Raw genomic sequence first — 19916 nt, forward strand, 5'->3', positions numbered from 1 at the left:
CGCGGAGACTTGCAACCATCGACCCAGCGCCGCCGGGTCGATGGTCGCGAGGCCGATCGGAACCTATTTGACGATCACGTCCTCGAGGGCGGACGACGCCTCCTCTATGACGAAATCGGCGGCTTCCTGCGCCGACAACCGACCCGATTCCACACCCTGGATGCCGGCATAGATGATGCCGTTGAGCTCGCCGAACTGGGCGTTGTTGGGCAGGAACTTGGTGATCTTGAGCAGTTCGGTTGCCCTGGCGAGCGGCCAGGCCTCGGCATAGCGTGGGTCTTCGAGTTGTTCGGGCTTGATGCCGAGATGCGTCGTTGTCACCGCGTGATCGGTGTTGAGGTCGGCCGCCGAAGCGTGCCCAAGCAGGCGGACGGCGAGTTCCGGTTCCTTCGTGTCGGCGGCGATCACGTAGACGATCGGGTGAGTCAGGCTCACCGGCGAGCCGCCCTTCTCTGCTGCCGGCCCGGGGATCCACCCCCAATCCTTGAAGAAGGCCTCCTCGTCCTGCGGCAAGCCGTAGGTCGGGAACGCGACGCTGCCGAGGTCCCAGATGCCGTACATCCAGAACGCGGCGTTGCCGGTGTAGAATTCCTTGCGCAGTGCATCGAATTCCATCGCCGTGTTGTTGGCCGGGATGACTCCTTCCTTCACCCCACGCTCGAACCACCCGAAGGCGGCAGCGAGCTTGTCGCGCTCGAGGAGCAAATTGCCGGTTTTCGGATCGACGAAGTCGTTGCCGTAGGCGTTGAAGGCCATGATGTAGTCCGGCCCCTTGTTCGGCCGGTGAAGAACGCCGTATTGGGCTTTTGTCTTCTCGACGACCTGCTTGGCAATATCCAACACCTCGTCCATGGTCAGATCGCCGGACAAGGTACGCTCCGGCATGGAGTCGATGAAGGCATCGTCGTAACCCGCCTCACGCAGCAGCTGCTTGTTGTAGAAGAACATCCTCGCCTCGGCGTCCTGCGGAATTGCGTAGGTGCCGTCGGGACATTTGGCCGATGACCAGAGCGAGGGGAAGATCGTTCCGAAGTGCTGAGGATACTTTGCGATGTAGTCGTCCAGCTTGAGAACGAAGCCATCCTCCTGGAAGGCGCAGATCCATTCGTGCGCGGCGATGAACATGTCGGGGCCTTCGCCGATGCCGAATACCTTGAGAAGTTGCAGGGCATCGTCGTCGAAGCCCTTGGCGGGGCTTTCGCGCACGACAACCTCAACTCGCTTCGGCGAGCCTTCGGCCTCAAGCTCCTTGTTCAGCCGCTCGGCAGCCTTGACCACATTGCCTGCGCGCAGCGGTCCCGAGGGATCCTGACGCGACCAGAGCTCGAGCTTGACGGTTTCCTGTGCCAACAGAGGCGTCGCCGCAAGGAAAACCGCGGTGCCGGCCGCCAATGTCGCGCTCAGAAGCGCGGCAGGTGCAATTTTCCACTGAATCATCCTGTTTCCTCCCAGCCATGGTAGGTTGTCACCATGTTCTTCATTGACTATTGCAATGATGCAACACCATTATGAATGCGCTTCGGGGAATGTCCAACTATCAATACGCATTAGCCGTCCAGCGGGATCGGGCTATTGTTCGCGAACAGTCATAGGAATGTCGACTGAGAAGTCGCGCTGCGCGATAGAGGATCAGATCGAATGGCCTTCAGTTTCTTTGCCAGCGAAGCGGGCCATGCCCATGTCTGCGGGCATCGCGGCTACAGCCTCCACTATCCCGAGAACACGTGGCCGGCATTCGAAGCGGCAAAGGCCGCCGGGGCCACCACGGTCGAGATCGACGTTGTGCTGACCGCGGATGGTGAGCCGGTCGTAATGCATGATCTGACCGTTGACAGGACGACGGACGGGCACGGCTTTGCAGCCGATCTCAGCCTCGACCAGATCCGTAGACTGGATGCGGGGGCTCGGTTCCATCCCGCCTTTGCCGGCACGAAGGTACCGACTGTGGCGGAGGTGCTCGATTGGGCGAAGGCGGATGACGTGGGCGTTTTGCTCGAGATCAAGGAGATGGAGCGACCGGACATTGCCGTCGATCGCGTGGCAGCCTTGCTGCGAGCGACGGGTACCGTCGAACGGGTCATGGTCATCGGCTTCGACCATGTGCTGCTCAAGCGCGCGGTGGAGCGCCACCCGGACATCAGGACCGAAGCCATCACGCACGCGCGCCATGCCGACCTCGTCGGCGTGCTGACGGCGTGCAGCGCGAACTCGGTCTCGATAGAGCTCGACATGTTCCACCCCGATGACGCGAAGGCTTTGCATGAAGCGGGCTTCAGCAACCGCATACACGTGCCGCGCCCAGACGTGCTCACCCGCTATTGGCGCGGCGGACGCGATCCCTTGCCGCGACTCGTGCAATGGATCGCCGACGGTCTCGTCGACACGATCTCGGGCGATGACGTGCCGTTCATCGCCATGCTCGCCAGGCGCGCCGGCCGCGCCAGCCGATAGCTCCCGATCGTCCGCAGGCCGTGACTGCTTACCGCTGGGAACGCCTCGGCTCCGGCCCACTTGCAGCCGCGATCTTTTCGGCGAAAAATGAGCGGTCGCGCATTTCCGGACGAGAGACCGGAGTGAGCGGCGAACCGGATAACTGCATTGGCAGCTTTGAACGAGGGACAAGGATCGATGAAGGTCGTCTTCGTCCTGTTTGATTCGCTCAACCGACACGTGCTCTCGCCCTATGGAGGAAGGCGAGTGCCGACGCCAAATTTTGCCCGTCTGGCCGAACGCACCGCAACATTCGAGCGCCACTATGTGGGCAGCCTGCCGTGCATGCCGGCACGCCGCGACCTGCAGTCCGGCCGGCTCAGCTTTCTCCACCGCAGCTGGGGCCCCCTTGAACCTTTTGACGATTCCTTTCTCGAAATGCTTTGCCGGGCCGGCTCCTACAGCCATCTCGTCACCGATCACTTTCACTATTTCGAGGATGGCGGCGCCACCTATCACACCCGTTATGACAGCTACGACTTCATCCGTGGGCAGGAGGGTGATCCCTGGAAGGCCATGGTCCAGCCACCATGGGAGCGCTTGCGGCAGATGTATCATGAGCGGCAATTCAGCCAATCGGCACGCGACAAGTTCCGCCGCAACATCGTCAACCGCGAATTCATCAAGGACGAGAGCGAGTACCCCTCGGTACGCTGTTTCGCCGCCGGACTGGAGTTCATCGAGCGGAACCGGACCGCGGACGACTGGCTCCTGCAGATCGAAACGTTCGACCCGCATGAACCTTTCACCGCGCCCGACCGGTTTCGCGAGGCATTCACGACGGGCTGGAACGGTCCGGTTCGCGACTGGCCGCGATACGGCCGCGTCGACGAGCTGCCGGAGGAGTGCGAGGAACTTCGCGCCAACTACTACGCCGTCATTGCGCTTTGCGACTTCCTTGTCGGCCAGATTCTCGACTGTTTCGATGCGCACGACCTCTGGCGCGATACGTCGCTCGTCGTCACTACCGACCACGGTTTTCTGCTCGGCGAGCACGATTTCTGGGCGAAGAACCGGATGAACATGTATGAGGAGATCGTGCACATCCCGTTGTTCGTGTACGACCATCGGCGGCCGGGCAACGCCGGCGTCCGGCGATCGGCTCTGACCCAGACCATCGATCTCGCGCCGACCTTTCTCGATCTGTTCGACGTGCCGACCCTTGCCGACATGCAGGGGCGCTCGCTGCTGCCGCTGCTCGACGCTGATGGTTCGCTGCGCAGCGGCGCATTATTCGGCTATTTCGGCGGCGCGATCAACGTCACGGACGGACGTTATACCTATCATCGCTTCCCGCCCGACCCTCGCTCCCAGGAGCTTTATCAATATACGCTGATGCCGACGCACATCTGGGAGCCGTTTAAGCCCGAGGAACTCGCCGGCGCTACGCTTGCGCCGCCCATGCCGTTCACAAACGGAGCGCCGGTCCTCAAGATACCGGTGATCGAGCGTTCGCCCATGTTCGACAATTACGGTCCTGGCGCGCTCCTCGAGAGCGACACCCGGCTCTACGATCTCGCCGATGATCCAGGTCAGGAGAGGCCCCTTGCTGCGCCGGAAATCGAGGAGGCAATGACACGTCTGATGCAGGAGCTCATGCGCGCCAGCGATGCTCCGCCCGAAGCCTACACACGTGTTGGGATTGAAGCGACCTGGTGAAGATGCGCAAAGCGCGCAGCATGACCGCATGTCACTTTGAAGCGACCTCGATTCAGCGTCGCCTCCTGGTGCGAGTGGCCAGAACATTTCGAATCGAGAAGCTTGAATGAATTCTCAGCACCCCCGGTAGTGTCGAGAGGATTTCCTTGTGAATTCTCTCGAACTCGCCCGCGCCTGCCACTTCCACCCTCAGCAGATAGTCTGATCCGCCGGTCATCAGAAAGCACTCGCGGATTTCCGGATGCTTGCGAACGGCCGCTTCGAACCGGTCGAGATGCTCCTCGGTTTGCCGTTCGAGCGTGATGTTGATGATAACCGCGATCGTGTCCTCGGAACTCCCGCTCTCCACCAATGCCGTGTAGCCGCGGATGACTCCGGCGTCCTCGAGCAGTTTTATCCGGCGCAAACAAGCAGAAGGTGACAGGCCGATTTCCGCGGCAAGGCGGGCATTGCTCATGCGCGCGTTGAGCCGCAGCAGGCGCAGGATATTACGGTCGATCGCGTCAATTGCGGTCATGCAGAATGTTCCAATTTCTTGAACATCGTTCGAATAGTTATCATACATTGAAACAAACGATCGACAACAGCCAGGAAATTCAACGATAATTTCAATATCTTCCGGTGCAGACGGGAGGCTGCACATGGTTCATCACGCATTACAGGTTCAGGATCGACAGACCGAAGCTCGTGCGGGGGCTTCCGGCTACCTGACCATTGACCTTGCCGCCCTGCGCCGAAACTACCGGAAGCTTTCGGCAGCTGTCGCACCGGCAACGGCCGGAGCCGTGGTCAAGGCGAACGCCTACGGTCTGGGTGGGGAGCAGGTCTGCAAAGCCCTCCATGCGCAAGGCTGCAGGGATTTCTTCGTTGCGCACCTGGCGGAGGCAATCAAGCTCAGGCCGCTTCTGCCGAACGACACGCAGATATTCGTGCTCAACGGACTACAGCCCGGAGCGGAGGTCACCTGCGCCGACGCTGGCATCATTCCGGTGCTGAACTCACTCGAGCAATTCAGGCGGTGGTCGTCGGCAGGGCAGAAGCTCGGACGCGTTCTTCCGGCCGTCTTGCAGTTCGACACGGGCATGTCGCGCTTGGGCGTCCCACCAGAGGAAAGAAGCGCGCTCGCGGCCGATCTCAAGGGCTGCGCGTCGGTCGAAGTTCTCTTCATTATGAGCCATCTCGCCTCCGCCGACGAGGTGGACAACAGGCAGAATGCAGGCCAACTCCTCGAGATGCGCAAAGTCGCCGCCGAGTTTCCCGGCGTGAAAATCTCTTTTGCCAATTCGGGCGGCGTGTTTCTCGGCGACGACTATCATGGCGTTCTGGCTCGCCCGGGAATAGCCCTCTACGGTGGCGCGCCCACGGCAGGCAGAGCCAATCCCATGGAGCCGATCGTCCGGCTCGATGTCGCCGTCATCCAGACAAGGACGGTTCCCGCTGGGACACGGGTCGGATATGGCGGCGCATACATGACATCCGCCGAAATGAGGCTCGCTACCATCGCAGCCGGTTACGCCGATGGCCTTCCTCGCAGTCTCAGTGATCGAGGCGCGGTTTTTTATGGCGGCGTTCGCCTGCCGATCGTCGGACGTGTCTCGATGGATAGCATCACGGTGGATGTCACCGGGCTGCCCGAAGGCACGCTTTCGCTTGGCAGCCTTGTCGAGGTCCTCGGGCCGAACCAGACGCTTGAGGATGTCGCCGAAGCCGCCGGCACGATCTCCTACGAAATCCTGACCGGCCTCGGTCACCGCTACGAACGTCAGTATCGCTGAGCAAACATTTTTGAGGAAACCATGAAAGTCATCGTTCTCGGCGCCGGCGTGATCGGCGTGACCAGCGCCTACCAGCTTGCCAAAGCCGGACACGAGGTCACAGTCGTCGACCGCCAGGAAGGCGCGGCCCTGGAAACGAGCTTCGCCAATGCAGGCGAAGTCTCATTCGGTTATTGCTCGCCCTGGGCGGCCCCGGGCATCCCGGTGAAGGCGCTGAAATGGCTTTTGATGCAGCACGCGCCGTTGATCCTGCGCCCCAAGCTCGACCGCGCGATGCTCACCTGGATGCTCCAGATGCTGAGAAACTGCACGGCCGAGCGCTACGCGATCAACAAGAGCCGGATGCTGCGACTGGCCGATTACAGCCGGACATCTCTCGCCGAAGTGCGGGCTGAAACCGGCATCGGCTACGACGAGCGAATGCAGGGCACGCTCCAGCTCTTCCGGACGCAGCAGCAACTCGACGCCTCTGCCAAGGACGTCAAGGCGCTGGCAGCCGATGGGGTGCCGTACGAGGTGCTTGACCGTGACGGCTGCATCCGGGCCGAGCCCGCGCTACAGCATGTCCGCGAAAAAATCGTCGGCGGGCTGCTGACGCCGAACGACGAGACCGGTGACTGCTTCAAGTTCACCAACGCCCTCGCCGCGAAGGCGGCAGAGCTTGGCGTCCGCTTCGCCCACGGTACCAACATCAAGAGCCTGGGCAAGGAGGGCGGGCGGATTGTCGGGGTCGCCACCGATCGTGGGTGGCTGAGCGCGGATGCTGTCGTCGTGGCGCTCGGCAGCTATTCACCGCTCCTCCTGAAGCCGCTCGGTATCAAGCTGCCGGTCTATCCCGTCAAAGGCTATTCGTTGACGATCCCCATCACCGACGCATCCCGCGCACCGGAATCGACCGTGATGGATGAAACCTACAAGATTGCGATCACCAGGCTCGGTGACCGGATTCGGGTCGGCGGCATGGCGGAGATTTCCGGCTACACCAATGACCTCTGCAGTGCGCGTCGCCACACGCTCGAGCATTCTGTCACCGACCTGTTCCCGGGCGGCGACTTGCGCGAGGCGTCATTCTGGTCCGGCCTGAGGCCGATGACGCCGGATGGAACGCCGGTGATCGGACCGACCAACGTTGCAGGCCTTTTCCTGAATACTGGCCACGGCACGCTTGGCTGGACCATGAGCTGCGGTTCGGCGCGGCTCATCAGCGATCTGGTGAGCGGCCGGAAGCCGGAAATCGATGCGGCCGATCTGGCGATCGTCCGCTACAGCTGATCCAAAAACCAAGTTCGGAGGAATCTATGATCGACGCGATTGCAACCGCTGAAGCACCGGGCGCCATTGGCCCGTTTTCGCAGGCAATAAAGGCAGGTGATCTGCTCTTCGTCTCGGGTCAGCTTCCTATCGACCCGGCGACCGGGGAGCTCGTTTCCAACGATCCGGTGGAGCAGGCGAGGCAATGCCTGAAGAACATCGCCGCGATCGCCCAAGCAGCAGGTTCCGGTATTGAGAGGGCCGTCAAGACGACGGTGCTGCTGACTGATCTTTCCAAGTTCGCTGACATCAACAATGAGTATGCGACATTCTTCCAGAAGCCCTATCCGGCACGTGCCTGTTACGAGGTGAGTGCGCTGCCGAAGGGGGCGCAAGTGGAAATCGAAGCCGTGATCGCGCTGGCATAGGGGCGGCAAGCCAGCGCCTGGGGCGGCGCCCGACCACTGAGGGTGGCGCGCCGCCCCTGTCCAGACGGAATGAAACTCGACGCGCGGTTTTCCCCGGCCGGACAGAAGTGACGGGCAGCCGTCGCCTCAAGGGTGGATAGCCGCAATTCACCGAGCCGTTTCTGATGACGGCTCGACACCTCCTTAGGCCGTCAACACATCTCACATTCCAGGACTGGCAACACAATCACGATGCGATCATGCCGCTCCCCGGCTGATGCCGCAGCAAATGCGGACATTTGACGCCGGGTGTCGCCTCATTCAAGGTGCGACGGAGCCACTTCCGGTAGTGAACCGCCGCTTGAACAATTGTAGAGATTGACTCAGGAGCGAATGCACGTATTCTAACCAAATTGGTATGACCACCTGGCCACCTGGGCGGCCTAAACCACAGGTCGCTTTGGAGAAGATGATGTTCTCTGCCGTGGAATCGCGCCGCCTCTATCGTCAGGTCGCGGACCAGATGCGGGACCTGATCGTGCGGGGCGAACTGGCTCCCGGCTCCCGACTTCCCGCCGAGCGCGATCTGGCACAGAAGTTTGGTGTTTCCCGGCCGACGATCCGCGAGGCATTGATCGTGCTGGAGGTCGAAGGCTTCATCGACATCCGCATGGGATCCGGCATCTACATCACGGCGCGCAAGGTGCCCGCGTCCGACGAGCCGCCAGAGGATTTCGAAGGTCCGTTCGAATTGCTGAGGGCAAGGGCGGTCGTAGAGTGCGCGATTGCCGAGGAGGCCGCCCGGCTGGCGCGTCCCGAGCATATCGCCATTCTCGACGACAATCTGGCGCGAATGGCGGCGTCGATCGAGGATCGCCGTATGGCGCTGTCGATCGACCGCGAATTTCATGTCCTCGTTGCGAGCATCATCGCCAATCAGACGCTGAACCGCTTTGTCGGCAGTATCCACGATATGCGCATGACGCCCTATTTCGAGAAACTCGCCAGCTATTTCGAGAACACGGAGACATGGCGCGCGGCAATGGAAGAGCATCGTGTGATCCGTGACGCGATCGCCGCCGGCGATCCGGCGGCTGCACGTGCCGCGATGCGGGCGCATCTCGACCAGTCGCAACTTCGCCTGTCGGCAAGTTTCGGGGAGGAAACGACCGACAGCACGATGCACGCCGCCTGGAGGCGTGCCGGGGGAAAATAGCATCGCCGCAAGATCTCACTTTGGGAGGAGAATGAAGATGAGGTTCAGACTGCTTACTCTACTGGGTGCGACTGCCACCATCCTCGCTTCGGCCATCACCGCTGAAGCCCAGACGGCGCTCAAGTGGGCTCATGTCTATGAGACTTCCGAGCCGTTCCACACAGAATCCGTCTGGGCCGCCGAAGAGATCGGCAAGCGCACCGAGGGACGCTACAAGATCGACGTCTTTCCTGCGTCGCAGCTCGGCAAGGAGGCCGATATCAACCAGGGCTTGAAGCTCGGCACGGTCGACATCATCATCTCCGGCTCGAGCTTTGCCGCGCGCGAATATGCGCCGATTGGCGTCACCTATTTTCCCTACACCTTTCGCGACCCCGCCCATCTGATCGCCTATACCAAAAGCGACGTCTTCAAGAATCTCGCCAAGGGCTACGAGGAGGCGTCCGGCAATCACATCACCGCCGTCACCTATTACGGCACCCGCCACACCACGTCGAACAGACCCATTTCCAAATGCGCCGACATGCAGGGCCTGAAGATGCGGGTCCCGGACGTTCCGGCCTATCTGGCGATGCCACGGGCCTGCGGTGCGAACACGACGCCAATCGCCTTCGCGGAGGTCTATCTTGCCCTGCAGAACGGCACGGTCGAGGCGCAGGAAAACCCGCTGACAACGATCGAGGCGAAGAAGTTCTTCGAAGTCCAGAAGCACATCGTGTTGACGGGGCATATCGTCGACCACCTGAACACGGTCGTGTCGAAATCGCTTTGGTCGCAGCTCTCCGATGCGGATAAGCAGATCTTCACCGAGGTGATGCAGCAGGCCGCCGAGCGCGCCACCAAGACCATCGAAGAGCGTGAAAAGGCCCTCGTTGCGACCTTCAAGGAGCGCGGCCTTGAGGTGACCGAAGTCGACAAGGCTGACTTCGAGTCGAACGTGATGGAAAAGGTGGCGCTCGAGGATTTTGGCTACCGGAAGGAGGACTGGGAGGCCATCCGCGCCGTCAAGTGAACCATAGATTGCCGGCCGCAAGCTGAGGCGGCCGGCATTCCGCCACTCTTTGCCGGATGATCGCTGATGTCACAGGAAGTCCATTTGCAAGTGACGCCGGAGGAAATCGCCCAGTCCTTCGACGAGGCCCCGCCCGCCGCGGATGTTTCAAGCTATGCCGTCGAGGATTGGGTCACGCTCGCTGTTTTCTGGGTGATGACGGGCTGTGTGTTTCTGCAATTCTTCACCCGTTATGTCCTCAATGATTCCTACGCCTGGACGGAGGAGATCGCCACGAATTGCCTGATCGGCGTGGTGTTCCTTGGCTCCGTCATGTGCGTGCGCGTCTCGCGGCACATCCAGGTCGATGTGCTCTATCATTACCTGCCTCGTCCCGTCGCTCGCGGCATGGCGACTTTCGTAGATCTCGTGCGCATCGGCTTCTTCGCCTATGCCTGCTGGCTGATGTGGCGTTACGTCGAGATCGTTGCCCACGAGCGCATGGTCACCGTCGACCTGCCGCGCAACATCGTCTTCTACAGCGTCATGGCCGGCTTCGTGCTGATGCTGATTCGCTCCATACAGGTCTTTATCGGCAATCAACGCCGCGGCTACTCGGTTCTCGAAAGGCCCGAGGAATTCCATAAGGTCGAGGGCTGATCCATGCTTCTGCTTGTCGGTTCCTTTCTGCTTCTGATGCTGATCGGCGTGCCCGTCGCCATCTCCATGGCCGTGGCGTCGGTGCTCTATCTCCTCTTCTACAATGTCGCGCCCGATATCATCGCGGCGCAGCGGATGATTGCAGGCGTCGAGAGCTTTCCACTGCTTGCGGTGCCCTTCTTCATTCTCGCCGGCAACCTGATGAACTCCGCCGGCGTTACCGGCCGCATCTATTCCTTCGCCGTCGCGCTGGTCGGCTGGATGAAGGGAGGGCTCGCGCAGGTGAACATCATCGGTTCGGTGATCTTTTCCGGAATGTCGGGCACGGCACTGGCGGATGCCGCCGGCATCGGCACGATCGAGATCAAGGCGATGAAGGATCACGGCTATCCCGTGGACGCCGCGGTCGGCGTCACTGCCGCCTCGGCAACGCTAGGACCCATCTTCCCGCCGTCGCTACCGTTCGTCATCTACGGCATGATGGCGAATGTTTCGATCGGCGCGCTGTTCATGGCGGGGATCGTGCCGGGCGTGGTGATGACCCTGCTGATGATGCTGACGGTCGCCATCTTTGCCTATCGGCGCGGCTGGGGCTCCGACACGCCGTTCGAGATCAGGCGCCTGTTATCGGCTTCTCTCGAGGTGGTCGTCGTTCTGTCCGTGCCACTCGTCATCTACCTGTTGATGTCCGCCGGCCTCTCGATGAACGTCGCGGTCGGCCTTGCTCTCGTCGCGCTTCTCGCGCTCGACTGGTATTTCGACTTTTCCGCGGTCATGGCGCTGATGACCCCGGTCATCCTGATTGGCGGCATGACGATGGGCTGGTTCACGCCGACAGAAGCCGCGGTCGCCGCGGTTCTCTGGTCGCTGTTTCTCGGGCTCGTGCGCTACCGGAGCATGACTATGTCGACGCTCGCTCGGGCGACCTTCGATACGATCGAGACGACCGCTTCGGTGCTGTTTATCGTCACTGCCGCTTCTATTTTCGCCTGGTTGCTGACGGTGAGCCAGGCCGCGCAGATGCTCTCAGGCGCGATCCTGACGATCACCGACAATAAGTGGGTCTTTCTGATCCTGGTGAACCTGCTGATGCTCTTCGTGGGCTGCTTCCTGGATACGATCGCCGCCATCACTATACTCGTGCCGATCCTGTTGCCGCTGGTCACGCAGTTCGGCATCGATCCGGTGCATTTCGGCCTGATCATGACCTTGAACCTGATGATCGGCCTGCTGCACCCGCCGCTCGGCATGGTCCTCTTCGTACTCTCGCGCGTCGCGAAGCTCTCGGTCGAACGGACGACGATGGCGATCCTGCCCTGGCTGCTGCCCCTCTTCATCGCCCTGCTGCTGATCACGTTCGTTCCGGCGGTGACGCTTTGGCTGCCGGGTGTCGTCGGGCTCATCCGCTGACGGGGAGAGCGATCATGCGCACGCGTCTGGCGCGGCTCCATGGCCCTGGCGACCTCCGGCTGGAGGTCGCCGACATTGGCGAGCCAGGGGAGGGCGAGGTGCTGCTCAAGATGGCAGCGGCTGGCATCTGCGGTTCCGATCTACATTATTATCTGGACGGCGGCTTCGGGCCTGTACGGGTGCGCGAGCCGATCATTCCCGGCCATGAGGGATCCGGATATGTCGCAGCGCTCGGCGCCAACGTATCGGGGATTGCGGTCGGCGCATTGGTGTCGGTCAATCCGAGCCAGCCTTGCGGGGAATGCCGGTTCTGCCGCGAGGGCGCGGCCATCCACTGCCTCAATATGCGCTTCATGGGCAGTGCCATGCGCCTGCCTCATACGCAGGGGATGTTTCGCGATTGGCTGGTCGTCCCGGCCAGCCAATGCTTTCCAGCGGGTACCCTGGTCAGTGCCGGAGAAGCTGCCTGCGCCGAACCCCTGGCAGTCTGCCTCCACGCCGTTGCGCAAGCCAGCGATCTCAACGGCAAGCATGTCCTCGTCACCGGCGCAGGACCGATCGGCGCGCTGGTGGTTTCCGCCGCCCGCCATGCGGGCGCCGGGACGATCGTCGTCTCCGATCTCGCCGATGCGGCGCTCGAGCGCGCAATCGCAATGGGCGCGACGAAAGCGCTCAATGTTCGGCGTGATCCGATGGCGCTCGCTCCCTTCGAAGCTGAGAAAGGCCAGTTCGATCTGGCCTTCGAGTGCTCCGCGGCGGGACCGGCGCTCAGGAGTGCGATCGCTGCGGTTAGGCCGCGTGGCCAGATCGTGCAGGTCGGGGTGACGGGGGATATCACGCTCCCACTCAATGCTCTGGTCGGCAAGGAATTGCGACTCGTCGGATCGCAGCGCTTCGACACCGAATTCGCCCGCGCCGTTGAGCTCATCGCCACGCGCCGAATCGACGTCCGGCCGATAATTTCTCATGAATTTTCAATTGAGCAGGCGATCGCGGCCTTCGAGCAGGCAGGCGATCGGTCGTCGGCCTGCAAGGTGCAACTGAGTTTTTAAACGGGTCGTCAGAAGTCGGCGACCTTGCCCCAGGCGGATTTGCCGAAGCGATCCGGATGGTAGGGACGGGGATCGACGATCGGCTCGTCGCCGGTGATGATGTCGGCGATCAGATGGCCGGCGCCCGGCCCGATGCCGAAGCCATGGCCGCTGAAGCCGGCGGCAAGGATGAAGCCGGGTATGCTCGCAATCTCCCCGATGCCGGGGACACCGTCGGGAGTGCTGTCGATGTAGCCTGCCCAGGCCGCTGTGATGTGCGTGTTCTTCAAGGCGGGAAGGAGTTCGAGTGCACGCGAGTGGGTAAGCCGTATAGTGTGTTTGTCCACCGCCGGATCGAGAATCCGCATGCGCTCCATCGGCGTCGGCTGGTCGAGTCGCCAGCGAGCCAAGGTCTCGTGTCCGGAGCAAACGCCTTCGATGCCGCCAGGTGCTATGCTGCGCCAGCGACGGAGGAACATCGGCAGAAATTGCGGTGCGAAGCGCAACTGCTGCGGCGTGGGGTCGACGCGGCCGCGGCCGCTGATTGCCAGCGTGTAACCGCCATCGCTGCGACGCGTCACCGAAACGCCTGCCGTATGAAGCGCGTCCGGCAAGCCGGCAGCGCCCGGTGAAACAGAAAGGATCGACGAGCGGACCGACGCCTGCGGGAAGCGGACACCGAGCTGGCGGCAGAAGGAGGAGGCCCAGGCGCCGCCGGCGAGCACGGCGGTTTTCGTGCGGATGGTGCCATGTTCGGTAACGACGGCGGACAGGCACCCGCCTTCCAGTTCGATGCCGCGGGCGGCGCAGGATTGGTGCACCGTGCCGCCGAGCTTCAGGATCGCACGCGCCACCGCGGGTGCGGCAATTGCCGGATCGGCGGTGCCATCGCTCGGTGAAAAGACGCCGCCCTTCCATGGCTTTCCCGTCGCACGGCCGCGCTCGGTCGCCTCGGCGCTATCCAGCATGTGCGTAGTGACGCCGACCGTGCGGGCAAAATCGCGCCACCGCGCCCAGCCTGACAGCTCCTCCTCGCTGTTGCTCAGATAGAAGAGACCGCAGCGCCGGAAGCCGGTATCTTCGCCGCTCTCTTCCGCGAAGCGTTCCCACAGGTCGAGACTCTTCGTCGCCATCGGCAGTTCGCGGGCATCGCGGTTTTGCTGTCTGCACCAGCCCCAATTGCGGCTGGACTGCTCCGCGCCAATGCGACCCTTTTCGACGAGCGCCACCTTCAATCCGCGGCGGGCAAGATAATAGGCCGTGAAAACGCCGATGATGCCGCCGCCGATCACCACCGCGTCGGCGATCGCGGGCAGGGATGGGGTGGTGTCGAAGAGTTTCAGCGGTGCGGACATGGCATTGTCTCCATTCTGCGACCAGTCTAGCGCTTTCACATCCAAGGCGTTGCCGGAGATCTGGAGCTTGACGGCAGAAAATTCTGCTTGTCAGAAAGGCGTGGCGGTTTCTGCTTCGGTGGATTGCGTGAAATGAAATCGACAGGCGCATCCAACATGTTAAGGTCGCTGTCGGGAACAGTCTGGCATAACGTGCTGCACCGTTACCCTCTCGGCAAGCGGAGGCACGCGATGAAACTGGACCGGATCGACATAAAAATTCTGTACGAATTGCAGAAGAATGGCCGCATCACCAATGTGGAGCTTGCCGAACTGGTCAACCTCTCGCCGAGCCCGTGCCTGATGCGGGTGAAAAAGCTGCAGTCCGAGGGTTACATCGAGGGTTATTCCGCACAGATCAATGTCGGCAAGCTCGGCCAGACGCTGACGGTCTTTACAGAAATCACGCTCAAGAACCACCGCCAGATCGACTTCGCCCGCTTCCTCGCGGCAATCGACAAGGTCGACCAGGTGATAGAGTGCCATCTGGTCTCGGGCGGCTACGATTATCTATTGAAATTCGTCACCGCCGGCATCGGTGAGTACCAGACGATCATGGAGCGTCTGACCGACATGGACGTCGGTATTGACAAATACTTCAGTTTCGTCGTCTTGAAGTCGCCGATCGTCAAGGCGCACATGCCGCTTACGAGTTTGTTTCGGGTTTAGGCCGCGGTGATGATTTAAGAATTGGGAACGCCTACGATCGGATCGCCTAGCGGCAGCGCATTGAGGGCTTCTTCCACAAACATGTTGCTAAAGGCGCTCGCAAAATGACTTTTTTGCCAGCGCTTTTACAGCAGAGTTAATTCGCAGGACCGGCATGAAACGGTCAGGTACTCCCTAGCTGAATGATCGTACGGCGTCGGGGACGCGCGCGATAACCTTGATTTCGAAATCAAAGCCAGCCAGCCAATTTACACCGACCGCCGTCCAGTTTGGATAGGGAGCCTCGCTGAATATATGGTTCTTTACGCCCATGACGGTCTCGAACTGGCTTTCGGGATCGGTGTGGAATGTCGTGATATCAACGATATCGTCGAAGGTGCAACCTGCCGCTTTCAGTGTCATTTCAAGATTATCAAAGGCGAGTTGGACCTGACGTCCAAAGTCCGGTTCGGGCGTTCCATCTTCGCGGCTGCCAACCTGACCGGAGACGAACAACAGGTCGCCAGACCGGATCGCGGCGGAATAGCCGTGTGCCTCGTAAAGGGCATGTTTGTTCGGAGGAAAAATTGCATCACGTTTGGTCATTTGTCTGGCCTCTTTGAATTGCTGGTGGGTCGAAGCTTTTGAGCATCGCGCGACTGCACGAGAACTTCACAAGCGTCGCCACATTTGATATACGTCGCGTATCTAATTGACTCGGATACATTGCGTATGTCAAGCCACATACGTAGCGTATGTGAGATTTCTTCAGGAGCCAGAATGGCAAAACGTCGCCAGGAGATGATGGAAGAGAATCGCGCCAAGCTGATTGCCGCGGCGCGAAAGGCCTTTGCCGACAAAGGTTTTGCCGGGGCATCTATGGACGAGCTGACAGCCGATGCCGGCCTGACGCGAGGCGCGCTCTACCACAACTTCGGAGACAAGCGCGGACTTTTGGCAGCGGTCGTAAACCAGATTGACGGTGAAATGGCTTCACGAGCCAAGGAGTTCGGCGCGCGAGCCGAAGACGATTGGCAGGGGCTGCTCGCCGAGGGCACCGCCTATATCGAGATGGCTCTCGATCCTGAAGTGCAGCGGGTCGTACTGCTCGATGGACCTGCCGTGCTCGGCGACCCGTCGACATGGCCCAGTCAGAACAGTTGCCTGCATGCGACTAGGCTGACAGTCGAGCGGTTGCTGGAAAGCGAAGTCCTCAAGCCGGTCGACCCGGAGGCGGCGGCCAGGCTTCTCAGTGGTGCAGCGCTGAACGCGGCCCTTTGGGTCGCTGCCAGCGATGATCCGGAGGAAGTCCTGCCGAAGGCGATCGATGCTTTCCGGGCAATGGCCTCAGGTCTGCTTGCGGTGACAGAACCATGATCTCGCCGCTCTGGACCCTTTCCTGGTTCGGATGGCAGATAGCTTTCTCGTATTCGTGTTGATGTCGGCAACTGGTCACACCGGAAGTTCCACCGCCATCGGCGAATGACCGCAGCGGGTGCCGGCAGGCGCCCGCGGGGCTTCAGCGCCGGCAATAGGCCCGCACGAGCTCCGGGTCCTGCTCGACCCCGTCGAGCCAGGTGGGGTCGAGTTTCGGTACGGACGAGAAAAGCAGTTGCGAATAGGGGTGCTGTGGCGCCTTGACCTTGTCGGGGGTGATTTCCTCGACCTTCTTCCCACCATACATCACGACGATCTCGTCGCAGATCGCCTCCACCACGGAAAGATCGTGGCTGATGAAGATGTAGGAGAGGCCGAGTTCGCGCTGCAACTCCTTCAGCAATTCGATGACCGCGGCGGCCACCACGGTGTCGAGCGCGGAGGTGATCTCGTCGCAGAGGATCAGCTTTGGATCGGCGGCGAGCGCTCTGGCGAAGTTCACGCGTTGCTTCTGGCCACCGGACAGTTCGCCTGGTCGCCGGTGGCGCAGGTTGCGCGGCAGGCGCACCATGTCGAGCAACTGGTCGATGCGGCCGCTTCGTGCCTTGCCGCCCATGCCATGATAGAAGGCAAGCGGCCGGGCCAGAATCTCCTCGACGGACTTTGCGGGGTTGAGCGCAGTGTCGGCGTATTGGAAGACGATCTGCATCTCGCGCAACTGTTCCCGGCTGCGTCGGCGTGCGTTTTGTTCGAGCTTCACCCCGTCGAAGATGATGCTGCCTCCGGCGGCGGGCAGAATGCCGGCGATGGCGCGGGCAAGCGTCGACTTGCCACAGCCGGACTCGCCGATAATGCCCAGGTTGCGGCCCTTCTCAACCTTGATGCTGACATTTTCGACGGCACGGATGGCCGGGAGACCGTCAGCTTGGATCTGTCCATAGCCGGCAATGAGGCCCTCGATCTGAAGAAGTGGTGCCGGGGCGGCAGCCACCTGAGCAGCCTGGCGTCGTTTCGGCTCGAAGGCAGCGAGCAGTTCGCGCGTGTACGGATGTTTGGCGTTTGTGAGGATATCATCGGTGGTCCCGACCTCCTGCACTTCTCCGCCCTTCAGAACGACGATGCGGTCGGCGATCTGGGCAACGACTGCAAGGTCGTGTGAGACATAGACGCCGCCGATGCCGCCCTGCTTCATGACGGATTTGAAGGCTCGCAACACCTCGATCTGGGTCGTCACGTCAAGCGCGGTCGTCGGCTCGTCGAAGATGACGAGTTTGGGATTGCCGATGAGAGCCATCGCGGCCGAAAGCCGCTGCAATTGCCCGCCGGAGACCTGGTGCGGATAACGGCTGCCGATCGTCTCCGGCTCGGGCAAGGACAGCGCCCGGAAAAGATCGACGGCGCGGGCGCGTGCCTCGTCGGGCGACATGAGCCCATGGATACGGGTGACTTCGATCACCTGGTCCATGATCGTGGCTGCCGGGTTGAAGGCCGCGGCCGCGGATTGCGGTACATAGGCGACCTCCGTGCCGCGGATCTTTGCACGCTGTTTTTCGGAAAGGGTCACCATGTCCTTGCCGGCGAGCGACACACTGCCCCCGGCGATGCGGCAGCCCGGGCGGGCATAGCCCATCAGCGTCAGCGCGATCGTCGTCTTGCCCGAGCCGCTTTCGCCGATCAGTGCAACGATCTCACCCTCGGCAATATCGATGCTGACGCCCTTGATGATCTCGACGCGGCGGCCGGAATCGGTGGTGGCTTCAACTTTCAGGTCACGAATTTCTACGAGCTTGGCCATCATTCGCTCCGATCGCGGATCTTCTTGGGCAGGTTGTCGATCAGCAGATTGACGCTGATCGTGAGGCTGGCGATTGCAAAGGACGGTGCCATCACCGCCGGTGCGCCGAAGGGCAGGCCGCCGATGTTTTCCCGCACGAGGGCTCCCCAGTCGGCATAGGGCGGCTGAACGCCGAGGCCAAGGAAGGACAGGCCGGAAAGCAGGAGCACGATGAACACGAAGCGTATACCGAGATCCGCCAGGACCGGCCCGACGATGTTGGGCAGGATCTCCGAGCGAATGAGATACCAGGTGCTCTCGCCGCGGATGCGGGCGACCGTCACGAAATCCATGGCATTGATGTTCACCGCAAGTGCCCGGGCGAAACGATAGGAGCCAGGAATATAGATCACCGAAAGGGTCAGGATGAGCACGGGAATGGAAGAGCCGACGGCGGCGACCACCACGAGACCGAAGAGCTTGCTCGGTATCGAGTTGAGCGCGTCGAGGAAACGGCTCAGCACCGTGTCCAGCCAGCCACCTGCGACCGCCGCGGTCATGCCGAGCACGACACCGCTGAAACAGGCGATCGTCACCGCCGCGAGCGAGATTCCGACCGTATATCGGGCGCCCATCAGAATGCGCGAAAACATGTCACGCCCGAGATAGTCTGAGCCTAACCAGAAGTCGGCGCTTACCGGGCCGAAGTAGTCGAAGTCGACAATCTCGCCGACCGGATAGGGTATGATCAGCGGTGCGAAGATCGCGACCATCGCCCAGAAGAGGATGACCGAAAAACCGATCATGCCCACGATGTTGAAGCGGTAGCCAAACCGGGATCCGGTTATCCGCACGGAAGTGGTCTCGGAACTGGTCATTGTCATCGAAGCCTCGGGTTGGAAACAATGGCGATGATGTCGGCCGTCGTGGTCAGGAGCAGGTAGCCGAGACAGAAGATCATGGCGCAGCTCTGGATGAGCGGCAGGTCGCGCGTGGCGACGGCGTCGACCATCAGCTTGGCAACACCTGGATAGTTGAAGATCGTTTCGACAATGATGACGCCGCCGAGCAGGTAGGAAAGCGAAAGCGCAACGGCATTCACAATCGGGCCCAGAGCGTTCGGCAGCGCGTGCCGGAACACCATGCGCGGCCGCGAGGCGCCCTTGAGCAAGGCCATCTCCACATAGGGTGTGCTCAGCGTCTCGATCACTGCGGCCCTGGTCATCCGGATCATCTGCGCCGAGACGCCGAAGGTCAGCGTGATCACCGGCATGGCATAGATGCGCAGGAGATCGGCGAACGACGTGACTTCATTGGCAAAAGAGAGCGCCGGCAGCCATTTCATATATACCGCGAAGACCAGCACGGCGGAGGTCGCTATCATGAATTCCGGCACCGAGATCACGCCGATCGTCAGCACAGTAACTGCGCGGTCATAGAGAGAGCCGCGCAGCATGGCCGCGGTAATCCCAAGGGTGAGCGCGATCGGTACGGAGAAGAGCGCGGTGACGCCCGCGAGCTTCAACGTGTTGATAAAGCGCCCGCCGATCAGATCCGCAACCAGCATATTGTTCGCATAGGAGGTACCGAGGTCGCCCTGCAGGAGGCCGACAATCCAGCGCAGGAAACGGAAGATTGCCGGTTCGTCGAGATGCATGGCCTTGCGCAGGCCCTCGACGGCCTCGGGCGTGGCGGCCTGGCCGAGCAAGATCGACGCGGTATCGCCCGGTAGGAGCGTCGTCGCGAAAAAGACGGCGAATGAGACGATCAGCAAGGTGATCAGGGCGATGAGCAATCGGCTCAGCGCAAGGGATAGGACCCGGTTCTTCACGT

The 19916-nt window shown here is 61.4% G+C and carries 19 protein-coding genes; 12 read left to right on the plus strand and 7 right to left on the minus strand.

Going from position 1 to position 19916, the window contains the following annotated elements; all coding sequences use genetic code 11:
- Positions 1-63: 63 nt before the first annotated feature.
- On the minus strand, positions 64-1437 hold the full coding sequence (locus J2Z31_RS05350) for an ABC transporter substrate-binding protein (protein WP_209600820.1): 1374 nt from the start codon (positions 1435-1437) through the stop codon (positions 64-66).
- A gap of 201 nt (positions 1438-1638) precedes the next feature.
- On the opposite strand from J2Z31_RS05350, the gene J2Z31_RS05355 reads away from it, so the two are divergent.
- Both J2Z31_RS05355 and J2Z31_RS05360 read left to right on the plus strand, forming a co-directional pair.
- Complete coding sequence (locus tag J2Z31_RS05355; protein ID WP_209600821.1) at positions 1639-2451, plus strand: glycerophosphodiester phosphodiesterase; 813 nt, start codon at positions 1639-1641, stop codon at positions 2449-2451.
- A 177-nt stretch (positions 2452-2628) separates the two neighbouring features.
- Complete coding sequence (locus J2Z31_RS05360) at positions 2629-4149, plus strand: sulfatase-like hydrolase/transferase (RefSeq protein WP_209601076.1); 1521 nt, start codon at positions 2629-2631, stop codon at positions 4147-4149.
- Positions 4150-4201: 52 nt separating this feature from the next.
- On the opposite strand, the gene J2Z31_RS05365 is transcribed toward J2Z31_RS05360, so the two are convergent.
- Entirely contained in the window at positions 4202-4666 is a 465-nt protein-coding gene (locus J2Z31_RS05365) for an Lrp/AsnC family transcriptional regulator (protein WP_209601077.1), read from the minus strand.
- Between the two features lie 124 nt (positions 4667-4790).
- On the opposite strand from J2Z31_RS05365, the gene alr reads away from it, so the two are divergent.
- The 8 genes from alr (at position 4791) to J2Z31_RS05405 (ending at position 12911) form a co-directional block, all read left to right on the plus strand.
- Positions 4791-5924, plus strand: coding sequence for an alanine racemase (gene alr, locus J2Z31_RS05370; protein ID WP_209600822.1), 1134 nt, complete (start codon positions 4791-4793; stop codon positions 5922-5924).
- A 21-nt stretch (positions 5925-5945) separates the two neighbouring features.
- A complete protein-coding gene (locus J2Z31_RS05375) occupies positions 5946-7196 on the plus strand; it encodes a D-amino acid dehydrogenase (RefSeq protein ID WP_209600823.1) in 1251 nt (416 codons plus the stop codon).
- Between the two features lie 26 nt (positions 7197-7222).
- Positions 7223-7603 (plus strand): RidA family protein, encoded by a 381-nt coding sequence (locus tag J2Z31_RS05380; protein WP_209600824.1) that lies wholly within the window; start codon positions 7223-7225, stop codon positions 7601-7603.
- A 451-nt stretch (positions 7604-8054) separates the two neighbouring features.
- Positions 8055-8798: a FadR/GntR family transcriptional regulator gene (locus J2Z31_RS05385; protein ID WP_209600825.1), complete on the plus strand. Its 744-nt coding sequence runs from the start codon at positions 8055-8057 to the stop codon at positions 8796-8798.
- A gap of 37 nt (positions 8799-8835) precedes the next feature.
- Positions 8836-9810 carry a sialic acid TRAP transporter substrate-binding protein SiaP gene (locus J2Z31_RS05390; protein WP_209600826.1) on the plus strand — a complete coding sequence of 325 codons (975 nt, stop codon included), beginning with the start codon at positions 8836-8838 and terminating at the stop codon, positions 9808-9810.
- Positions 9811-9876: 66 nt separating this feature from the next.
- Positions 9877-10449 (plus strand): TRAP transporter small permease, encoded by a 573-nt coding sequence (locus J2Z31_RS05395; RefSeq protein WP_209600827.1) that lies wholly within the window; start codon positions 9877-9879, stop codon positions 10447-10449.
- 3 nt (positions 10450-10452) lie between these two features.
- Positions 10453-11859, plus strand: a complete 1407-nt coding sequence (locus J2Z31_RS05400; RefSeq protein ID WP_209600828.1) for a TRAP transporter large permease — start codon at positions 10453-10455, stop codon at positions 11857-11859.
- A gap of 14 nt (positions 11860-11873) precedes the next feature.
- Entirely contained in the window at positions 11874-12911 is a 1038-nt protein-coding gene (locus J2Z31_RS05405; RefSeq protein WP_209600829.1) for an L-idonate 5-dehydrogenase, read from the plus strand.
- Between the two features lie 8 nt (positions 12912-12919).
- Here the strand turns inward: J2Z31_RS05405 and J2Z31_RS05410 are convergent, their stop codons facing one another.
- On the minus strand, positions 12920-14245 hold the full coding sequence (locus J2Z31_RS05410; RefSeq protein WP_209600830.1) for an NAD(P)/FAD-dependent oxidoreductase: 1326 nt from the start codon (positions 14243-14245) through the stop codon (positions 12920-12922).
- 231 nt (positions 14246-14476) lie between these two features.
- On the opposite strand from J2Z31_RS05410, the gene J2Z31_RS05415 reads away from it, so the two are divergent.
- Positions 14477-14953: an Lrp/AsnC family transcriptional regulator gene (locus J2Z31_RS05415; protein WP_209600831.1), complete on the plus strand. Its 477-nt coding sequence runs from the start codon at positions 14477-14479 to the stop codon at positions 14951-14953.
- Between the two features lie 174 nt (positions 14954-15127).
- Here the strand turns inward: J2Z31_RS05415 and J2Z31_RS05420 are convergent, their stop codons facing one another.
- Positions 15128-15538, minus strand: a complete 411-nt coding sequence (locus J2Z31_RS05420) for a RidA family protein (RefSeq protein WP_209600832.1) — start codon at positions 15536-15538, stop codon at positions 15128-15130.
- A gap of 174 nt (positions 15539-15712) precedes the next feature.
- Here J2Z31_RS05420 and J2Z31_RS05425 point away from each other — a divergent pair, with 174 nt between their 5' ends.
- On the plus strand, positions 15713-16309 hold the full coding sequence (locus tag J2Z31_RS05425; RefSeq protein ID WP_209600833.1) for a TetR/AcrR family transcriptional regulator: 597 nt from the start codon (positions 15713-15715) through the stop codon (positions 16307-16309).
- 142 nt (positions 16310-16451) lie between these two features.
- Here the strand turns inward: J2Z31_RS05425 and J2Z31_RS05430 are convergent, their stop codons facing one another.
- The 3 genes from J2Z31_RS05430 to J2Z31_RS05440 are packed head-to-tail and all read right to left on the minus strand — an operon-like array spanning position 16452 to position 19914.
- Entirely contained in the window at positions 16452-18104 is a 1653-nt protein-coding gene (locus J2Z31_RS05430) for an ABC transporter ATP-binding protein (protein WP_209600834.1), read from the minus strand.
- Positions 18104-18967, minus strand: a complete 864-nt coding sequence (locus J2Z31_RS05435) for an ABC transporter permease (protein WP_209600835.1) — start codon at positions 18965-18967, stop codon at positions 18104-18106. The genes J2Z31_RS05430 and J2Z31_RS05435 overlap by 1 nt, the downstream gene beginning before the upstream one ends.
- Positions 18964-19914, minus strand: a complete 951-nt coding sequence (locus J2Z31_RS05440; protein WP_209600836.1) for an ABC transporter permease — start codon at positions 19912-19914, stop codon at positions 18964-18966. Before J2Z31_RS05440 ends, J2Z31_RS05435 begins: the two co-directional genes overlap by 4 nt.
- Positions 19915-19916 lie beyond the last annotated feature (2 nt).

It is taken from the genome of Sinorhizobium kostiense (genome assembly GCF_017874595.1).
GTDB classification, from domain to species: Bacteria; Pseudomonadota; Alphaproteobacteria; order Rhizobiales; family Rhizobiaceae; genus Sinorhizobium; species Sinorhizobium kostiense.

What these genes read in the sequence shown, in the direction of transcription:
- J2Z31_RS05350 (WP_209600820.1), bottom strand. Translation starts at nt 1,437, where the DNA reads ATGATTCAGTGGAAAATTGCACCTGCCGCGCTTCTGAGCGCGACATTG.
- J2Z31_RS05355 (WP_209600821.1), top strand. Translation starts at nt 1,639, where the DNA reads ATGGCCTTCAGTTTCTTTGCCAGCGAAGCGGGCCATGCCCATGTCTGC.
- J2Z31_RS05360 (WP_209601076.1), top strand. Translation starts at nt 2,629, where the DNA reads ATGAAGGTCGTCTTCGTCCTGTTTGATTCGCTCAACCGACACGTGCTC.
- J2Z31_RS05365 (WP_209601077.1), bottom strand. Translation starts at nt 4,666, where the DNA reads ATGACCGCAATTGACGCGATCGACCGTAATATCCTGCGCCTGCTGCGG.
- alr (WP_209600822.1), top strand. Translation starts at nt 4,791, where the DNA reads ATGGTTCATCACGCATTACAGGTTCAGGATCGACAGACCGAAGCTCGT.
- J2Z31_RS05375 (WP_209600823.1), top strand. Translation starts at nt 5,946, where the DNA reads ATGAAAGTCATCGTTCTCGGCGCCGGCGTGATCGGCGTGACCAGCGCC.
- J2Z31_RS05380 (WP_209600824.1), top strand. Translation starts at nt 7,223, where the DNA reads ATGATCGACGCGATTGCAACCGCTGAAGCACCGGGCGCCATTGGCCCG.
- J2Z31_RS05385 (WP_209600825.1), top strand. Translation starts at nt 8,055, where the DNA reads ATGTTCTCTGCCGTGGAATCGCGCCGCCTCTATCGTCAGGTCGCGGAC.
- J2Z31_RS05390 (WP_209600826.1), top strand. Translation starts at nt 8,836, where the DNA reads ATGAGGTTCAGACTGCTTACTCTACTGGGTGCGACTGCCACCATCCTC.
- J2Z31_RS05395 (WP_209600827.1), top strand. Translation starts at nt 9,877, where the DNA reads ATGTCACAGGAAGTCCATTTGCAAGTGACGCCGGAGGAAATCGCCCAG.
- J2Z31_RS05400 (WP_209600828.1), top strand. Translation starts at nt 10,453, where the DNA reads ATGCTTCTGCTTGTCGGTTCCTTTCTGCTTCTGATGCTGATCGGCGTG.
- J2Z31_RS05405 (WP_209600829.1), top strand. Translation starts at nt 11,874, where the DNA reads ATGCGCACGCGTCTGGCGCGGCTCCATGGCCCTGGCGACCTCCGGCTG.
- J2Z31_RS05410 (WP_209600830.1), bottom strand. Translation starts at nt 14,245, where the DNA reads ATGTCCGCACCGCTGAAACTCTTCGACACCACCCCATCCCTGCCCGCG.
- J2Z31_RS05415 (WP_209600831.1), top strand. Translation starts at nt 14,477, where the DNA reads ATGAAACTGGACCGGATCGACATAAAAATTCTGTACGAATTGCAGAAG.
- J2Z31_RS05420 (WP_209600832.1), bottom strand. Translation starts at nt 15,538, where the DNA reads ATGACCAAACGTGATGCAATTTTTCCTCCGAACAAACATGCCCTTTAC.
- J2Z31_RS05425 (WP_209600833.1), top strand. Translation starts at nt 15,713, where the DNA reads ATGGCAAAACGTCGCCAGGAGATGATGGAAGAGAATCGCGCCAAGCTG.
- J2Z31_RS05430 (WP_209600834.1), bottom strand. Translation starts at nt 18,104, where the DNA reads ATGGCCAAGCTCGTAGAAATTCGTGACCTGAAAGTTGAAGCCACCACC.
- J2Z31_RS05435 (WP_209600835.1), bottom strand. Translation starts at nt 18,967, where the DNA reads ATGACAATGACCAGTTCCGAGACCACTTCCGTGCGGATAACCGGATCC.